The following is a 14021-nucleotide window of genomic DNA, read 5'->3' on the forward strand; positions in this document are numbered from 1 at the left end:
AATGCAGAACTTCTATTTTACCGCTTTTACTACGATATATGGTGAAAGGGCTTTGCTTTCAACAGGAATAATCCTGGTAAAGGCCTTACCTGCTACCCAAATAGCTTTAACCAATGCTTTTGTGAGCAATGTACGTTCTGCTTTATTTTCAAGCCATACAGTAAAGCGTCCATGATAATAAACTTCAATTTCTTTCAGGCCCAACTTACCGCAACTGTCTTTCAAAAGCTGCAAATCCATGCTATTGATGTTGTGCTTATCGTAATTCTCCTTATCAAACTTGCGCTGCACCCAACCGTTAATTGCTTTAAAATTTGGCAGCGTTATAAACAATACGCCACCCGGTTTTAAAAACTGCAGGTGGGTTTCAATAATGGCTTTGGTGTTGTTGAAGTGCTCTATCAATCCAAAGCTAAGTACCAAATCATACAGCTTTTCGGTCTTGTATTTAAAAAGATCAGCTTCGATGATATTGATATCGCCGGGTTTAAGACCGTTCTTCTCCAGCAATTGGTTAATAAGATCCTGGTGAATGTAGTAATCAAATAAAGTAGTGTCAAGGTGCTCATACTTTTTAAGATAAGTAGCATAGTACCCGGGAAAGCCTCCCAGCTCAATAGCATTTTTTACACCTTTTTGTTTAATAAGCCCGGCCAGTATGTTACCAAAAACATAGTTAGGTTTTATATAAAATATCAGCCCGTTGCGTGATTCCCAAAAGGCTTTCCAGAACGAACGGTCGGTTAAATTTTGTTCCATTAATAAAATATTCCTTAAACGGCTTTTATCCCTTTTATCTATTTCTTCTCCAATATTCTCGCTGGGTTACCAACAGCCACACTATTAGCAGGCACATCTTTTATTACCACTGCGCCGGCGCCTATTATCACATTATCACCAATTGTAACATCGCCAATAATACAAACATTAGCGCCAATATCCACATTATTACCAATCCTGGGGCAGCGGCTATGCGTACCATCTGCAAGTTTCTTGTGCCCAATGGTGGTGCTGTTCCGCAAAACACAGTTTTCACCTATTACAGTGTCCTTATTAACTACCAAAGCCTGCCCGTGGTAAAGCGACAAGCCTTTGCCTATGGTTAATTTGCGAGGCAGTTCAATTCCCAAATTCCATTCCACAATAAAGCGGTAAAGCATAAAGTAGGGAAAGAAGATAATTTTTGTGATGGTATAGCGGTTAAAGGCCTGCACCAAACGGAACATAAACAAAACCAATTGCGCTTTAAAATTTTGCCTGTTGGCACTCCAATCCTGGAATAAATAAGCAAAAAAAATCATTCGTGCAGCTTTCGTTTTTTATTTGATTGAGGCCGATACCTAAATTAAGCCCAAACTTAACCAAATGTATTTAAAGTCCTCCCCTTTGCAGAGGATTTAGGCCGGGCTGTGTATTTGAGCCTTTCAAAAGTAAAGTTTTCATTTTAGAATTGTTATAATTGCTGCGATAAATAGCGCCACCACATGAAAGTAACTTTAATAAATACAGCTGATGCCGGGGGTGGTGCACCTGCGGCCTGCATGCGGTTATTAAAGGCGCTGCAATTACAGCAGGTTGACGTGAAATTATTGGTAACGGAAAAAAAGACCAGCGAGCCGCTAGTGGACACTATTGCCCATAGTTTTACTACCAGGCTTAAGGCGAAATTTAATTTTTTTTACGAACGGCTGCCTTTCATCTGGTTCAGGGCTAAAGACAAATCAGTAAGATTTGCTTTTTCAATCGCCGACACCGGAACGGATATTAGCAACGAAACCGACATTGCAAACGCCGATATCTTGCACCTGCACTGGACAAACTCCGGCTATCTTTCTATAAAAAACCTGCAACAAATTTTAAAAACAGGCAAGCCCGTTGTTTGGACGCTGCATGATATGTGGGCCTTCACCGGCGGTTGCCATTACGCGGGCGAGTGTGAAAATTTTATCAGCCAGTGCGGCAACTGCTGGATGCTTCGTGATGCCGGCGATGATGACCTTTCGCACGCCGGGTGGCTGCGTAAAAATGAAATGCTTAAAGCTGCTAACAATATTACTTTCGTAACCTGCAGCAACTGGCTGGCTGGTGTTGCACGAACAAGTAACCTGCTAAATGGCTTTCGCATCCTGGCTATTCCAAATCCTATAGATACTTCGCTGTTTTACCCGATGAACAAAACAGCGGCAAGGGCTAAATGGAACATTAGTCAAAAGGCAAAAATAATCCTGTTTGGCGCAGCCAATATTATGGACCGGCGTAAAGGCATCTCTTACCTTGTTGATGCTCTCAGCAACTTTAAAGATAATTACACCGGTACCGACGATATTGAAATTGTAATTTTTGGCAAGAATAAGGCTTTTGACACCAGTCTGTTCCCCTTTAAAGTCTATGAGGTGGGGACAATCAGTTCACAAGCCGACCTTGCAGAGCTCTACAGCCTTGCTGACGTGTTTGTTTCGCCAGCGATAGAAGATAATCTACCAAATACCGTTATGGAAGCCATGGCCTGCGCAACGCCTGTTGTGGCCTTTAATACGGGCGGCATTCCAGACATGGTGGAGCATTTACAAAACGGTTATCTCGCTGAATTTAAATCAGCAGATGACTTTGCCGCGGGAATTCATTACGTGTTTGGTACCGGAAATCACAACGCCCTTGCCGAAAACGCGCGTAATAAGGTACTGACTACTTTTACCAATGAAATAGTTGCGGAACAATACATGGCTGTTTACCAAAATATATTAAATAAATAATGGCTTTTGAACCCTCATTATCTGTAATTACCATTGTTTACAATAATGTGAGCCATATTGAGCGTACTATGCTATCGGTCCTTAATCAAACTTACCCGAATATTGAATACATCCTTATTGACGGCAAATCAACTGACGGAACACTTGAACTTATTGAGCAATACGGCAGCCGGGTTGCAAAACTAATCAGTGAAAAGGATGAGGGTATTTACGATGCAATGAACAAAGGACTTGCAATTGCTACCGGCGATTACGTGATTTTCATGAACTCGGGCGATGAGTTTTACGAAAGCAGTACCGTTGAAAAAGTATTTGCTGCGTATCCAGATGCCGACATTTATTACGGTGAAACTGAAATGATCAGCAACAGCGGTGAAAGCCTGGGTCAGCGCCGGCATAAAGTGCCGAAACAATTTACCTGGCGCGATTTTAAATACGGCATGAGCATAAGTCACCAGGCTATTTACATCCGGCGGTCATTAACGGAACCCTACAACCATAAATACGAGCTCAGCGCCGACATTGATTGGATCATCCGCACAGCGAAAAAAGCTAAAACTATAATAAATGTAAACAGTTACGTTGCCAAATACCTGGTGGGGGGCATGTCAAAAACCAAACACCGTCAAAGCCTGCAGGAACGGTTCAGCATCATGAAGGAATATTATGGCTTCATCCCTACCATATTAAACCACTTTGTGATTTCTTTTAACCTTGGCTGGTATTGGTTAAAGAACAAGCGGACGAACGATTGATGGTGGTTGGAGATAAAACAAAAATAGCGGCGAATCCTAAAACTCACCGCTATCTTTTATTTATATAAAAATGTTTTAGGCTTTCTTTGCAGGCGATTTTTTAGTCACCGGCTCTGTTTTTTTTGGCTGATGTGTTTCTTTTCCCGGCTCCTCTTCCTTCATTTTTTTAACGCCGGCATAAGCCGCACCGCCTAATGCCAGTATCAGGAACAACGAACCTGCAAGCGAGATCTTCTCGCCGGTATAATATGATGCCGGGTGGAAAACAAACTCTACTTTGTGGTTCCCTACCGGGATTTGCGCGGCACGTAAAACATAGTCAGCGCGAAAGTATGGCTTTTCAACACCGTCTATTAGCATTTTCCAGCCTTTTTCGTAGTATATTTCGGAAAATACCGCAATTTTTGAACTTGTAGCACCGCTTTGATACACTAAATGGTCCGGGTTATAACTCACCAGTTTAATACTTCCACTGGTATCCGCATTTAATTGTTTTTCATCAATAGATGATTTATAACGCTGATCAACAATGGCTTCATCCTTTGGAGAGAAGCTGCTGATGGCCTGCATTTCCTGGTCGGCATTTTTTGCATATTTCACGCTCTTCACAAACCAGGCATGTCCGCAGGCAGATGCATTGGACACCATTGTCACATTTTGTGATTTATCAGCAGTAATAACGTATTTGGTATTCAGCATATCCAGCACATCATGATTTGGTGGATTTTGCATGATCTGGCCATCCATTAATTCGTCATACCTTTTTAAGCGTGCGGCCGAATAGCCACCTATCGACTTATGGAAAAAAGGATTAAAAGTATCCTGTTTTAAATTCTGAAGCTGTGTAGCGTCAAACACCCTGAAATCAGGGTCGGTATCCCTGGATATAAAATTATCCACTTCCCGCGGTTTCACCTGGTTATCTTGTTTGTCGGTAAAATTAGCCTCTTTTAAGTAGCGTTTATCAACCTGCCACATGTCAACTACTATCAGGCCAAATAAAGCCAATGACAATAAAGTAACGCTCAATTTCTGTTTAATGAATGCCCATACAATTCCAAATGTTAATACAATAAATATCAACGACCGGATAGCGTCGGCACGTTCAAGACTTATCCTGTCGGCAACAATTGCATTTGCTACGGTATTCGCCATTGCGGTATCGCCTTTAAGTGCCTGGGTAAGGTAAGTGATCCCCTGCTGAAAATTAGCAGGCTTAAAGCTAAAAATAACTGTTGGCAACGCGATTAGTACAACAATAATACCACCCACAATATATAGCGTGAGCATCAACTTTTTCAATACAGCCTGTTTGTCTGTACTGTTGATTATCTCCTGCACCGCTAAAAAAGCCAGTATCGGGAAACAAATGCTGGTTACAGCTATTATTGACTCAACCGTACGGAACTTATTATAAAGCGGGAAATAGTTAAAGAAAATATCGGAAACATACGGCCAATTACCACCGAATGAAAGCAACAAGGTTAAGATAACTGTTCCAAGAATCCACCATTTCAGCCTGCTTTTCACAATCAGCAACCCGAAGATGAAGAGGAAGCAAATTACGGCGCCAAAATAGAAAGGTCCGCTGGTTGATGATTTTTCGCCCCAATAGGTAAACAATCCCGGGAAACTGTTTGAAATTTGTTGTGCATAGGTTCCTGCCTGGTCCGCAGGAAGTCCTTTATCAATAAATACTTTGGCAGTTGCTGAATTTTGATCCAGCAGATCATTGTAAGTTGCACCGCCGTAAGCATTGGGTATTAAAAATGTAAAGCATTCAGCAACACCCTGACTGTACTGGTAAGCATAAGTTTTATCAAGGCCGTTACTTGGCTCTTTAGTGTTTTGGGTTAAGTTTGATTTACCGCGGTAGCTGTCTTTGGCATACTCAGCAGTACTCCAAAGCAAAGAAGCGTTTATAGCTACTGCAATTAACCCGGCACCTGCCAGGTAAGCCAATGCTTTAAAAAACGGCTGGGTATTTTTTGCTTTTACAGCATGGTAAAGTTCAATACCTATAAGTATCACCAATGCAAACAACAGGTAATACGTCATTTGAATATGGTTGGCCCTTATTTCCATGGCCATAAAAAGAGCTGTTAACGCACCGCCGGTAAAATATTTACCCCGCAGCGTTAATAAAATACTTGCTATTAAAGGCGCAAAAAAAGCTATGGCAAAGGCCTGGTTGGAGTGCCCCGCTACCAGCAGGATAATATTGTAAGATGAAAATGAAAAAGCAAAAGCGCCCGCAGCAGCAAGCCAGGGGTTCAGTTTTAAAACTATAAACAAAAAATACGTGCCAAATAACAGCAGCAGTACGGTGTCAATTGGGTTAGGGAAAATTGTTTTTAAGGCCGATACAACATGCGTGGTGATGTTATCCGGATAAGGTGCCCAGATCTGGAAAACCGGCATCCCGCCGAAAATCTGGTTGGTCCACAAAATAGTGATCCCTTTATCGCGGTAATCATTAATTTCTTTTTGGGTGGATTGGGCGCCGGTTACATCAACCTGTCCTAATGTTTTACCCTGGAATGCCGGCGTAAAATAAATAAAGCATATTACGAAGAAAATTGCACCTACTAAAAAGTGAATACCGTTGCGCTTAAACCAATTGTTCATCTAAATTTTTTAAAAGGAATAATATTAATTCCTCAAAAATAGAAATTAGTATGAGAAAGTAAATTATATGTTGCTGATTTATTGGGAGGCGTTATTACTGCAAAACAATTACAAGTAGAATGAGCACGGGGATGCTTATGGCGTAGGCTATTTTATCGGTCTTATCAAATGCCTCGTAATTTTTACGGATTGTAAGAATGTTATAAAGCACTAACCCCGCTATAATAACCCAAAAAAACCAATGTAAATGGTGATGATTGGAAAACAAAGTATCAGCCGCCGCAACAACAATAAAGTTAGCGATGATCAGCAGGATAGATTCAGGGGTATTATTATGCTGCCGCCTGCGTTTAAATACTTCGTCGGTTATCATTAATTATTTAATTTCTTCGTAATCAATAAACTCACCTTCCGTGTCGGGCACCTTATTTTTTTGACCCCCAGGAATATAATCCACCGTAACTTTTGCGTCAGGTTTGGGTATGTCCTGGTAATTTTGCCGATGGTTTTGTTGCTGCTGCGCTTTGCTTATAACACTTTGAAACAGCATTGGCAGTATAAAACGTGCAATCATTTTTATAACGTACAGAACAACTATAGCAATTAACAGAAAATCTAATAACCTAAATAACATAATTATTAAAATTAAGCCTACAAATATAATATTATAACGGCAAAATTGTTTTGATATGATTTTGATTTGATATGATTTTGATTTGATGATTTGAAGATTACAAATCTCAATCCTCAATTATTTCAAACACCCGTATATTCACCTGGCATTTTTCAAATTTCCAAATCACCAAATCAAAATTCTTCAAATTAAAACTTCTCGTCCATCATTTTTTCCAGAGCAAACATTTCGTCGCGTAATTTTGCCGCCAGTAAAAAATCCATATTTTTTGCAGCGGCAAGCATTTCCTTCTTGGTATTTTCTATCGACTTCTTCAGATCTGGTTTGGTCATATAGGCAACAATAGGATCGGCGGCGAGTGAAACCATGTCAGCTTCCACGTAAGCTTTTTGAACACCACCCTTAAAGTCCATTACCGACGTTTGTTCCATTATCTCCTCGCGGGATTTACCGATGGTAGTAGGCGTTATGCCATGTTTGGTGTTGTAGGCTATCTGGATGTCGCGCCGACGGCTCGTTTCATCCATTGTGATCTGCATCGAATCTGTGATTTTATCGGCATACATAATCACCCGTCCCCTGTCATTACGCGCGGCGCGGCCTATGGTTTGGATCAACGATTTCTCCGATCGCAAAAAGCCCTCTTTGTCAGCATCCAAAATGGCCACCAGTGATACTTCGGGCAAGTCGAGCCCTTCCCTTAACAGGTTAATTCCAATCAATACGTCAAACTCGCCCAGGCGCAACCCGCGAAGTATTTCAACCCGCTCCAGCGTTTTAACTTCAGAATGGATGTAGCGGCATTTAATGCCGAGCCTGTCCATATATTTTGCCAGCTCCTCGCTCATGCGTTTGGTGAGCGTAGTCACCAGCACGCGGTCGCCCATTTTTATAGTCTTATCTACCTCTTCCAGCAAATCATCAACCTGGTTAATTACCGGGCGCACATCAATTACCGGGTCAAGCAACCCTGTTGGACGAATAACCTGTTCAACTACCACTCCGCCAGATTTCTCCAGCTCAAAATCTGCCGGAGTGGCACTTACATACAATGTTTGTGGAGCCAGCTTTTCAAATTCCTGGAAATTCAGCGGGCGGTTATCCAGCGCTGCGGGCAGGCGGAACCCATAATCAACCAGCGAGATCTTCCGCGATCTGTCACCGCCATACATGGCTCTGATCTGCGGCACAGTAACATGGCTTTCGTCAATTACCATCAGGTAATCATCTGGGAAATAATCCAGTAAACAGAAAGGTCTTGCACCCGGCTGCCGGCCATCAAAAAAGCGGGAATAATTTTCAATGCCCGAGCAATAGCCCAACTCACGGATCATCTCCAAATCATAGTTAACCCTTTCTTCCAGGCGCTTGGCCTCTAAAAAACGACCATCACCTATAAACTGCTTTTTGCGCGTTTCCAGTTCTTCCTGTATCGCCCAGATGGATTGTGTAAAGCGCTCACGCGGGGCAACATAAAGATTTGCCGGGTACACAACCATATGGGTCATTTTTTCAACTGTCTTTCCCGTGCTTACGTCAAAGCTGGTTAACTCTTCAATATCATCTCCAAAAAAAGAGATCCGGTAGGCATAGTCAAGGTAAGCGGGGAAAATATCCACGGTATCGCCCTTAACCCTGAACGTCCCGCGCTTAAAATCGGCCGTGGTACGTGAATACAGGATCTCTACTAAACGGTGTAAAAAAGCGTTCCTGCTAATGCGGGTGCCTACAGCAAACTTAAAAACCGATTCCTTAAAATCTTCCGGGTTACCCATACCGTAAATGCACGATATAGAAGAAACCACTATTACATCCCTCCGGCCCGACATGAGTGCCGACGTGGTTCGCAAACGCAACTTCTCTATCTCCTCGTTAATTTGCAGGTCTTTTTCGATATAAGTATTGGTGGTGGGGATAAATGCCTCCGGCTGGTAATAGTCGTAATAAGATACAAAATAATTTACCGCATTCTCCGGAAAAAACTGCTTAAATTCACCATAAAGCTGTGCGGCAAGCGTTTTATTATGGCTCAGTATCAAAGTCGGCTTTTGCGTTTGCGCAATAACATTAGCTACCGTAAATGTTTTGCCCGAGCCGGTAACACCAAGCAGCGTTTGAAAAGGGTCACCATTATTAACACCTTCAACCAGCTGCCTTATGGCTTCGGGCTGGTCGCCGGTAGGTTTATATTGAGAAGTTATCTTGAAATCCATAGTGTTATACAAAGTTAGTTAATTAGCAGCTGGTTGATTACAGATTAGTTATTTATTGACACAGGATAATTCTTTCACAATTGGTTTAACAAGTATTCACTGTGTTTTGTTATCCTGAAAAACAAAGTAACCACTGTATAGTGACAACGTTATGTCAACAGCGATTGTAGAATTAATTTTCCTTAATTTTATACAGTGATTAACTAACTAATTGCTCCCGCCCATGATCTTTATCCTGAACAAAACCAACACCATCGGCAACCAGTTCCTGGCCGAGCTGCGCGACGTCATTATCCAGCAGGACAAGGCCCGTTTCAGGCGGAACCTCGAAAAACTCGGCAGCATCCTAGCTTACGAGATCAGCAAAACACTAACCTATGCCGCCGGCGAAGTACAAACACCACTTGGCATAGCGGAAATAAATACAATAACCGAACAGCCGGTGCTGTGTGGCATTTTACGCGCGGGGCTGCCATTTCACCAGGGCTTTGTCAATTATTTTGATGATGCACCTTCTGCATTTGTAACCGCTTATCGCAAGGTAAAAAAGAACGGCAATTTTGTTATAAACGTTGATCATATCTCCACCCCCGACCTGGATGGAAAAACGCTCATTTTGTGTGATACCATGCTGGCTACCGGGCAAACCACCGTGCAGGTTTGCAAAGAATTAATGGCACAGTATAACATTAAAGAGCTTCATATTGCTGCCGTTATTGCCAGCACCGAAGGCATTGTGCATGTACGCGCTAATTTACCAAAGGCGAAACTCTGGGTGTGTGCCATTGATGAGGAGATGACCAGCAAAGCGTACATCGTACCCGGGTTGGGAGATGCGGGCGATCTGGCGTTCGGAGAGAAAGTGTAATAAATAATTTCGGCTGTCGAAATTTCGATTTCTGGTTTTCGCTACGTCATAATTGTGCAAGTACAGCTATGCTATTAAAGTGCCAATTGATTTATACCTAACTTTGGATGCACTACAAATCAATCAGCAATGCAAAATTCAATTTTCGAAGTCAAAATATATAAACACATCTTTTTCGATCTTGATCATACTATTTGGGATTTCGATAAAAATGCCGAAGAAACCCTTCATGAATTGTATGAGATCTATCGGCTTCACGAGATAGGCCTGCCGGATGCAACGTTGTTTATTGAAACTTATACCCGCAATAACCATGAGCTTTGGGCGGAGTACCATACCGGAAAGATCACCAAAACAGAACTGCGTGAAACCCGCTTCAAAAGAACATTTATTGAGTTGGGCGTGCCGCCCGATGCTTTGCCTGTAGCGTTTGAGGACGATTACGTAAAGCTATGCCCTACAAAAACCAACCTTTTCCCGCACGCGCACGAAACACTGCAATACCTGCAGAATAAATACACACTCCACCTGATCTCCAACGGTTTTAAAGAAGCGTCTGAGTTAAAGATTGGCAATACCAATATCGGTCCCTATTTTAACAATATAATTATCTCTGAAATTATCGGTGTTAATAAGCCTGACCCCGCAATTTTCCGGCATGCGCTTGATTTAGCCGGAGCTGAAAAGCATGAAAGTATAATGATTGGCGACAGCCTGGAAGCCGATATTTACGGCGCTTTAAATTTCGGAATGGATGCCATTTATTTTAACCCGTTTAGTGCGCCGAAACCCAATGATGTGCCTTTACAGGTTACTCATTTAAAAGAGTTAACTTTATTGTTATAAAATTATGGATCAAAACATAAAAGTAATAGTTACCGGCGCTACCGGCATGGTGGGCGAGGGCGTATTACACGAGTGCCTGCTGCATCCGCGGGTAACTGAAGTTTTGGTGATCAACCGGAAGCCCTGCGGTGTAGTGCACCCTAAACTTAAGGAGATCATCCATGCTGACTTTTTTGATCTTTCTGCAATTGAAGCGCAGCTTAAGGGGTACAACGCCTGTTACTTTTGCCTTGGGGTTTCGTCAGTTGGGATGAAAGAGCCGGAATATTATAAAATGACCTATACGCTAACCATGCACGTTGCCGAGACGTTAAGCAGGTTAAACCCGGAGGTGGTGTTCTGTTACGTGTCGGGCATCGGCACCGACAGCACCGGGAAAGGCAGCATAATGTGGGCAAGGGTAAAAGGAAAAACCGAAAATGATTTAATGAAGCTGCCATTTAAGCAGGTATTTAATTTCCGCCCCGGTTATATGCACCCTACAAAAGGGTTAAAAAACGTATTGCCATATTATAAATATATCACCTGGCTATATCCCCTTTTCCGTGTGATCCTGCCGAATATGGTAAGCACCCTTGCCGAACTGGGACAGGCAATGATAAACGTTACGCTATTAGGCTATCCGAGAGCCATTTTAGAAGTTAAGGATATTAAAACTGCTGCACACCGGTGAGATGAGTTACTAACTGATATACTTTTTATCACGTAATTTCTTTAATATAAAATTGGCCTCTGCTTCATACATCGAATCAGCAAATTTTACAGTTTCTAAACCGTAGTCGAATTTAATTGTACCACTGTCGCCGAGGTTTAATAACCCCCTGGAGTTCCTGTTGCCAAACGGCCCGACTGGTTCAAATTCCTCGTAAACCCGAAAGTTTTTTGATTCCCTTAAATCATAGACTTTGGGCTTGCTTAATAATGCACCACGTTTATCAATAGTGAGGGTTCCCTGCCCCACAGTTATAATCTCTTTACCAAACATCATCCAGTAATATGCCCTTAGCGCCATTGCTCCGCCAAGTGTCCATCCGCAAATCCACACTAATGAAAACAGGTCTGAACTGACGCTACGCAAGCCAAATATCTCTCCCAAAACCCATCCGCAAAGCCAAAACCCCAGGAATACGATAAGGAAGGTGTTTTTCTTTGAGGGTACAACTATTTCTATTCCGTCAAAATTTTCAACAATTATTGCGCGACCGTTATAAGGAATTTCCAATTTTTAAGTTTTTCTAAATATCATACTTTTCAAGAGAAATACTTAGAAATTTCAACAGAAGATTCAAAAAATAACATCAGAAAGCTGTTACATCCCGGCAACCTGGTCTTCCAGCTCCTGGTACCACTCCGCTCCGTATTTACGGATGAGCGGGGCTTTTAAAAACTCATGAACCCTTACCTTCAATTCATTGCCAAAGGCGCATGCAGGGCTGCAAATGCTCCACCTGTCGTAATTTAAAGCGTCAAACTCCGGGTACCTGGTAATACGAATGGGATATAAATGACAACTGATGGGTTTTTTCCATTCAATAGCACCCTGCTCGTAAGCTTTTTCAATGGCGCACTTGGTGATCCCGTTTTCAAATATCACATAAGCACACTCCTTATTTACATCAACACAGGGTGTGGTGTAATCGCCTTCAAAGTCTGTAACATACGTGCCAACCTTTTCAACCGTAGCAATCCCTTTGGCATTCATAAACGGTTTAACTTTCGGATAAATCTCATCCAAAATATCCAACTCATCAGCATTGAGCGGCGCACCACTATCGCCTTCAAGGCAACATGCGCCCTTACACTTATTTAAATTACAAACAAAATTCTCTTTTACTACATCTTCATGCACTAAAACATGGCCAACCTCTATCATTATTATTGCTTTAGAGGATTTAACGGGTATTTTAAACTCTTAACGCCTGTTAAATCCATTGTTATACTACCTACCACCAATTCAACATGCGCCTTAACCGGGATCCTGTTCTTATCATCAGTGATCCACAAATATAGCTTACTGCTTTTTCTAAATACGCGCCCGGGAATAATTGTGGGATTAAATTTTAAACAATTAAAGGTCCCCACCGAACAATCCATCTTTTCCTTACCGGCATAGGTTATCTCCATTGAATGAATCCCGTCCTCCAAAAAATATTGTAAAGTAAACTTATCTCCTATTTTAAGTTTTGATATATCAACACTACGTGCAAAATAATACGCCGATAAAAAGTCAAAAACTTTTCCTTTCATCGGGAATACGCCTTTGTCTGCTGTTATCTTATCAGTGTTATGATCATAGGTCACGTTATCCGAATGCCGGTAGCTGGCTTCCTTCCGGTTCTCGGTATAAAAATAAGGCTGCAGTGTTTTTTTGTCAACATAGGTTTCGTACCTGTTCCGTACCTTGTAAAAAATATCGAAAGTGCCGGCCGTTTTAGCGTCCGCTACGATGTGAAAAGCTGAATCACCAAACTTCTTATCGCTTTCCATAACCTTGATATGGGCTTCGGCGGCAGTAAAGAAACCATATTTAAGTTTGTAGCTCAGTTCCTCACCAACCTTAAATGATGGCTCACCAAGGTAATTCATATCCTGGCTAAAGGATTTTGAGCAGCTAATAGCAATAAGAATAATGATCAGGAAATATTTCTTCATTTTTGCTTTTTGCAGGTTGAAATCTTTAAGTCTAAAGTCCAAAATTTTGTTTTGTTTTAATTATCAATTACGACTCTGACTCTAAATAATGCAAAATGTCAATTGACGGGTAATAATTCCTCTTATAAATATCATTTAATCTCTTTTTTTATAGATAGGAACGGTGGAACACGGCTCACCGAACATCAGGCTTTTTACTACCGGGGTAAGCTTCTTTGTTAGTTCCACATAAGCCGAAACGGGTACCGGCGTATCGCCGCATCCCTTTATAACAATCCGCTGGTCGCGGTATAATTCCACATCCATACCAGCTATGCTTTTAACAAATAAAACGGTTTCAAGCACGTCGGCATCGCCAAATACAACCTCTTTGGCGTACGGGGCAAGTCGGTTGGCCAGCAGCATATAGGCCCAGGCTGGTACAATGGCATCGGCGGTACAGGTTACTGCAACATATTTGCCTTCATACTGCGTCCAATCGTGCCCTTTTACAAACTCCCTGAAATCCTTTTCCTTCAATATAAGCTCCATAAAAAGGTTATCCTTTATATCGTACACAACCCTTTCCCCTTCGGGATAAAACGCAGCAGGATCCAAAGTAACCAAACCGCTTTGGGCAACCTTATTTATTATGTTCTCTTGTATTTCCATGGTGTTAAAACAAAAAATCCG

Annotated in this window: 15 protein-coding genes; 5 read left to right on the forward strand and 10 right to left on the reverse strand. The window is 41.9% G+C overall.

What is annotated here, in order from left to right; translation table 11 throughout:
- Window positions 1–12: 12 nt before the first annotated feature.
- A complete protein-coding gene (locus MuYL_RS19700) occupies window positions 13–759 on the reverse strand; it encodes a class I SAM-dependent methyltransferase (RefSeq protein ID WP_094572190.1) in 747 nt (248 codons plus the stop codon).
- A 38-nt stretch (window positions 760–797) separates the two neighbouring features.
- Window positions 798–1301, reverse strand: coding sequence for a serine acetyltransferase (locus tag MuYL_RS23775; protein ID WP_094572191.1), 504 nt, complete (start codon window positions 1299–1301; stop codon window positions 798–800).
- 183 nt (window positions 1302–1484) lie between these two features.
- On the opposite strand from MuYL_RS23775, the gene MuYL_RS19710 reads away from it, so the two are divergent.
- Together MuYL_RS19710 and MuYL_RS19715 are read left to right on the forward strand one after the other, a co-directional pair.
- On the forward strand, window positions 1485–2753 hold the full coding sequence (locus MuYL_RS19710) for a glycosyltransferase (protein WP_094572192.1): 1269 nt from the start codon (window positions 1485–1487) through the stop codon (window positions 2751–2753).
- Entirely contained in the window at window positions 2753–3508 is a 756-nt protein-coding gene (locus MuYL_RS19715; RefSeq protein ID WP_094572193.1) for a glycosyltransferase family 2 protein, read from the forward strand. Before MuYL_RS19710 ends, MuYL_RS19715 begins: the two co-directional genes overlap by 1 nt.
- 75 nt (window positions 3509–3583) lie before the next feature.
- On the opposite strand, the gene MuYL_RS19720 is transcribed toward MuYL_RS19715, so the two are convergent.
- From MuYL_RS19720 to uvrB, 4 genes are all read right to left on the reverse strand, one after another.
- Window positions 3584–6136 carry a YfhO family protein gene (locus MuYL_RS19720; RefSeq protein ID WP_245845636.1) on the reverse strand — a complete coding sequence of 851 codons (2553 nt, stop codon included), beginning with the start codon at window positions 6134–6136 and terminating at the stop codon, window positions 3584–3586.
- Window positions 6137–6230: 94 nt separating this feature from the next.
- Entirely contained in the window at window positions 6231–6509 is a 279-nt protein-coding gene (locus tag MuYL_RS19725; protein WP_094572194.1) for a hypothetical protein, read from the reverse strand.
- 3 nt (window positions 6510–6512) lie between these two features.
- Entirely contained in the window at window positions 6513–6770 is a 258-nt protein-coding gene (locus MuYL_RS19730; protein ID WP_157740988.1) for a DUF4834 domain-containing protein, read from the reverse strand.
- Window positions 6771–6958: 188 nt separating this feature from the next.
- Window positions 6959–8983: an excinuclease ABC subunit UvrB gene (uvrB, locus tag MuYL_RS19735; RefSeq protein WP_094572196.1), complete on the reverse strand. Its 2025-nt coding sequence runs from the start codon at window positions 8981–8983 to the stop codon at window positions 6959–6961.
- Window positions 8984–9206: 223 nt separating this feature from the next.
- On the opposite strand from uvrB, the gene upp reads away from it, so the two are divergent.
- The 3 genes from upp to MuYL_RS19750 all read left to right on the forward strand — a co-directional run bounded on the left by upp (window position 9207) and on the right by MuYL_RS19750 (window position 11370).
- Entirely contained in the window at window positions 9207–9851 is a 645-nt protein-coding gene (gene upp / locus MuYL_RS19740; protein WP_094572197.1) for a uracil phosphoribosyltransferase, read from the forward strand.
- Window positions 9852–9980: 129 nt separating this feature from the next.
- Complete coding sequence (locus MuYL_RS19745; protein ID WP_094572198.1) at window positions 9981–10697, forward strand: YjjG family noncanonical pyrimidine nucleotidase; 717 nt, start codon at window positions 9981–9983, stop codon at window positions 10695–10697.
- A 4-nt stretch (window positions 10698–10701) separates the two neighbouring features.
- On the forward strand, window positions 10702–11370 hold the full coding sequence (locus MuYL_RS19750) for an NAD-dependent epimerase/dehydratase family protein (RefSeq protein WP_094572199.1): 669 nt from the start codon (window positions 10702–10704) through the stop codon (window positions 11368–11370).
- 9 nt (window positions 11371–11379) lie between these two features.
- On the opposite strand, the gene MuYL_RS19755 is transcribed toward MuYL_RS19750, so the two are convergent.
- The 4 genes from MuYL_RS19755 to MuYL_RS19770 form a co-directional block, all read right to left on the reverse strand.
- A complete protein-coding gene (locus MuYL_RS19755; RefSeq protein ID WP_094572200.1) occupies window positions 11380–11919 on the reverse strand; it encodes a hypothetical protein in 540 nt (179 codons plus the stop codon).
- An 87-nt stretch (window positions 11920–12006) separates the two neighbouring features.
- Complete coding sequence (locus MuYL_RS19760) at window positions 12007–12570, reverse strand: DUF3109 family protein (protein ID WP_094572201.1); 564 nt, start codon at window positions 12568–12570, stop codon at window positions 12007–12009.
- A 2-nt stretch (window positions 12571–12572) separates the two neighbouring features.
- Window positions 12573–13349 carry a DUF3108 domain-containing protein gene (locus tag MuYL_RS19765; protein ID WP_094572202.1) on the reverse strand — a complete coding sequence of 259 codons (777 nt, stop codon included), beginning with the start codon at window positions 13347–13349 and terminating at the stop codon, window positions 12573–12575.
- Between the two features lie 135 nt (window positions 13350–13484).
- The gene (locus MuYL_RS19770; RefSeq protein ID WP_094572203.1) at window positions 13485–14000 is read right to left on the reverse strand and encodes a DUF2480 family protein; all 516 of its coding nucleotides are present in this window, start codon (window positions 13998–14000) and stop codon (window positions 13485–13487) included.
- Between the last annotated feature and the right edge of the window lie 21 nt (window positions 14001–14021).

The organism is Mucilaginibacter xinganensis, assembly GCF_002257585.1.
Lineage (GTDB): Bacteria > Bacteroidota > Bacteroidia > Sphingobacteriales > Sphingobacteriaceae > Mucilaginibacter > Mucilaginibacter xinganensis.

Bases quoted from the DNA above. Each gene is read 5' to 3' on its own strand.
- MuYL_RS19720 (WP_245845636.1), bottom strand. From the start codon at position 6,136: ATGAACAATTGGTTTAAGCGCAACGGTATTCACTTTTTAGTAGGTGCA.
- MuYL_RS19760 (WP_094572201.1), bottom strand. From the start codon at position 12,570: ATGATAGAGGTTGGCCATGTTTTAGTGCATGAAGATGTAGTAAAAGAG.
- MuYL_RS19745 (WP_094572198.1), top strand. From the start codon at position 9,981: ATGCAAAATTCAATTTTCGAAGTCAAAATATATAAACACATCTTTTTC.
- MuYL_RS19770 (WP_094572203.1), bottom strand. From the start codon at position 14,000: ATGGAAATACAAGAGAACATAATAAATAAGGTTGCCCAAAGCGGTTTG.
- MuYL_RS19765 (WP_094572202.1), bottom strand. From the start codon at position 13,349: ATGAAGAAATATTTCCTGATCATTATTCTTATTGCTATTAGCTGCTCA.
- uvrB (WP_094572196.1), bottom strand. From the start codon at position 8,983: ATGGATTTCAAGATAACTTCTCAATATAAACCTACCGGCGACCAGCCC.
- MuYL_RS19750 (WP_094572199.1), top strand. From the start codon at position 10,702: ATGGATCAAAACATAAAAGTAATAGTTACCGGCGCTACCGGCATGGTG.
- MuYL_RS19710 (WP_094572192.1), top strand. From the start codon at position 1,485: ATGAAAGTAACTTTAATAAATACAGCTGATGCCGGGGGTGGTGCACCT.
- MuYL_RS19700 (WP_094572190.1), bottom strand. From the start codon at position 759: ATGGAACAAAATTTAACCGACCGTTCGTTCTGGAAAGCCTTTTGGGAA.
- MuYL_RS19730 (WP_157740988.1), bottom strand. From the start codon at position 6,770: ATGTTATTTAGGTTATTAGATTTTCTGTTAATTGCTATAGTTGTTCTG.
- MuYL_RS19725 (WP_094572194.1), bottom strand. From the start codon at position 6,509: ATGATAACCGACGAAGTATTTAAACGCAGGCGGCAGCATAATAATACC.
- MuYL_RS23775 (WP_094572191.1), bottom strand. From the start codon at position 1,301: ATGATTTTTTTTGCTTATTTATTCCAGGATTGGAGTGCCAACAGGCAA.
- upp (WP_094572197.1), top strand. From the start codon at position 9,207: ATGATCTTTATCCTGAACAAAACCAACACCATCGGCAACCAGTTCCTG.
- MuYL_RS19715 (WP_094572193.1), top strand. From the start codon at position 2,753: ATGGCTTTTGAACCCTCATTATCTGTAATTACCATTGTTTACAATAAT.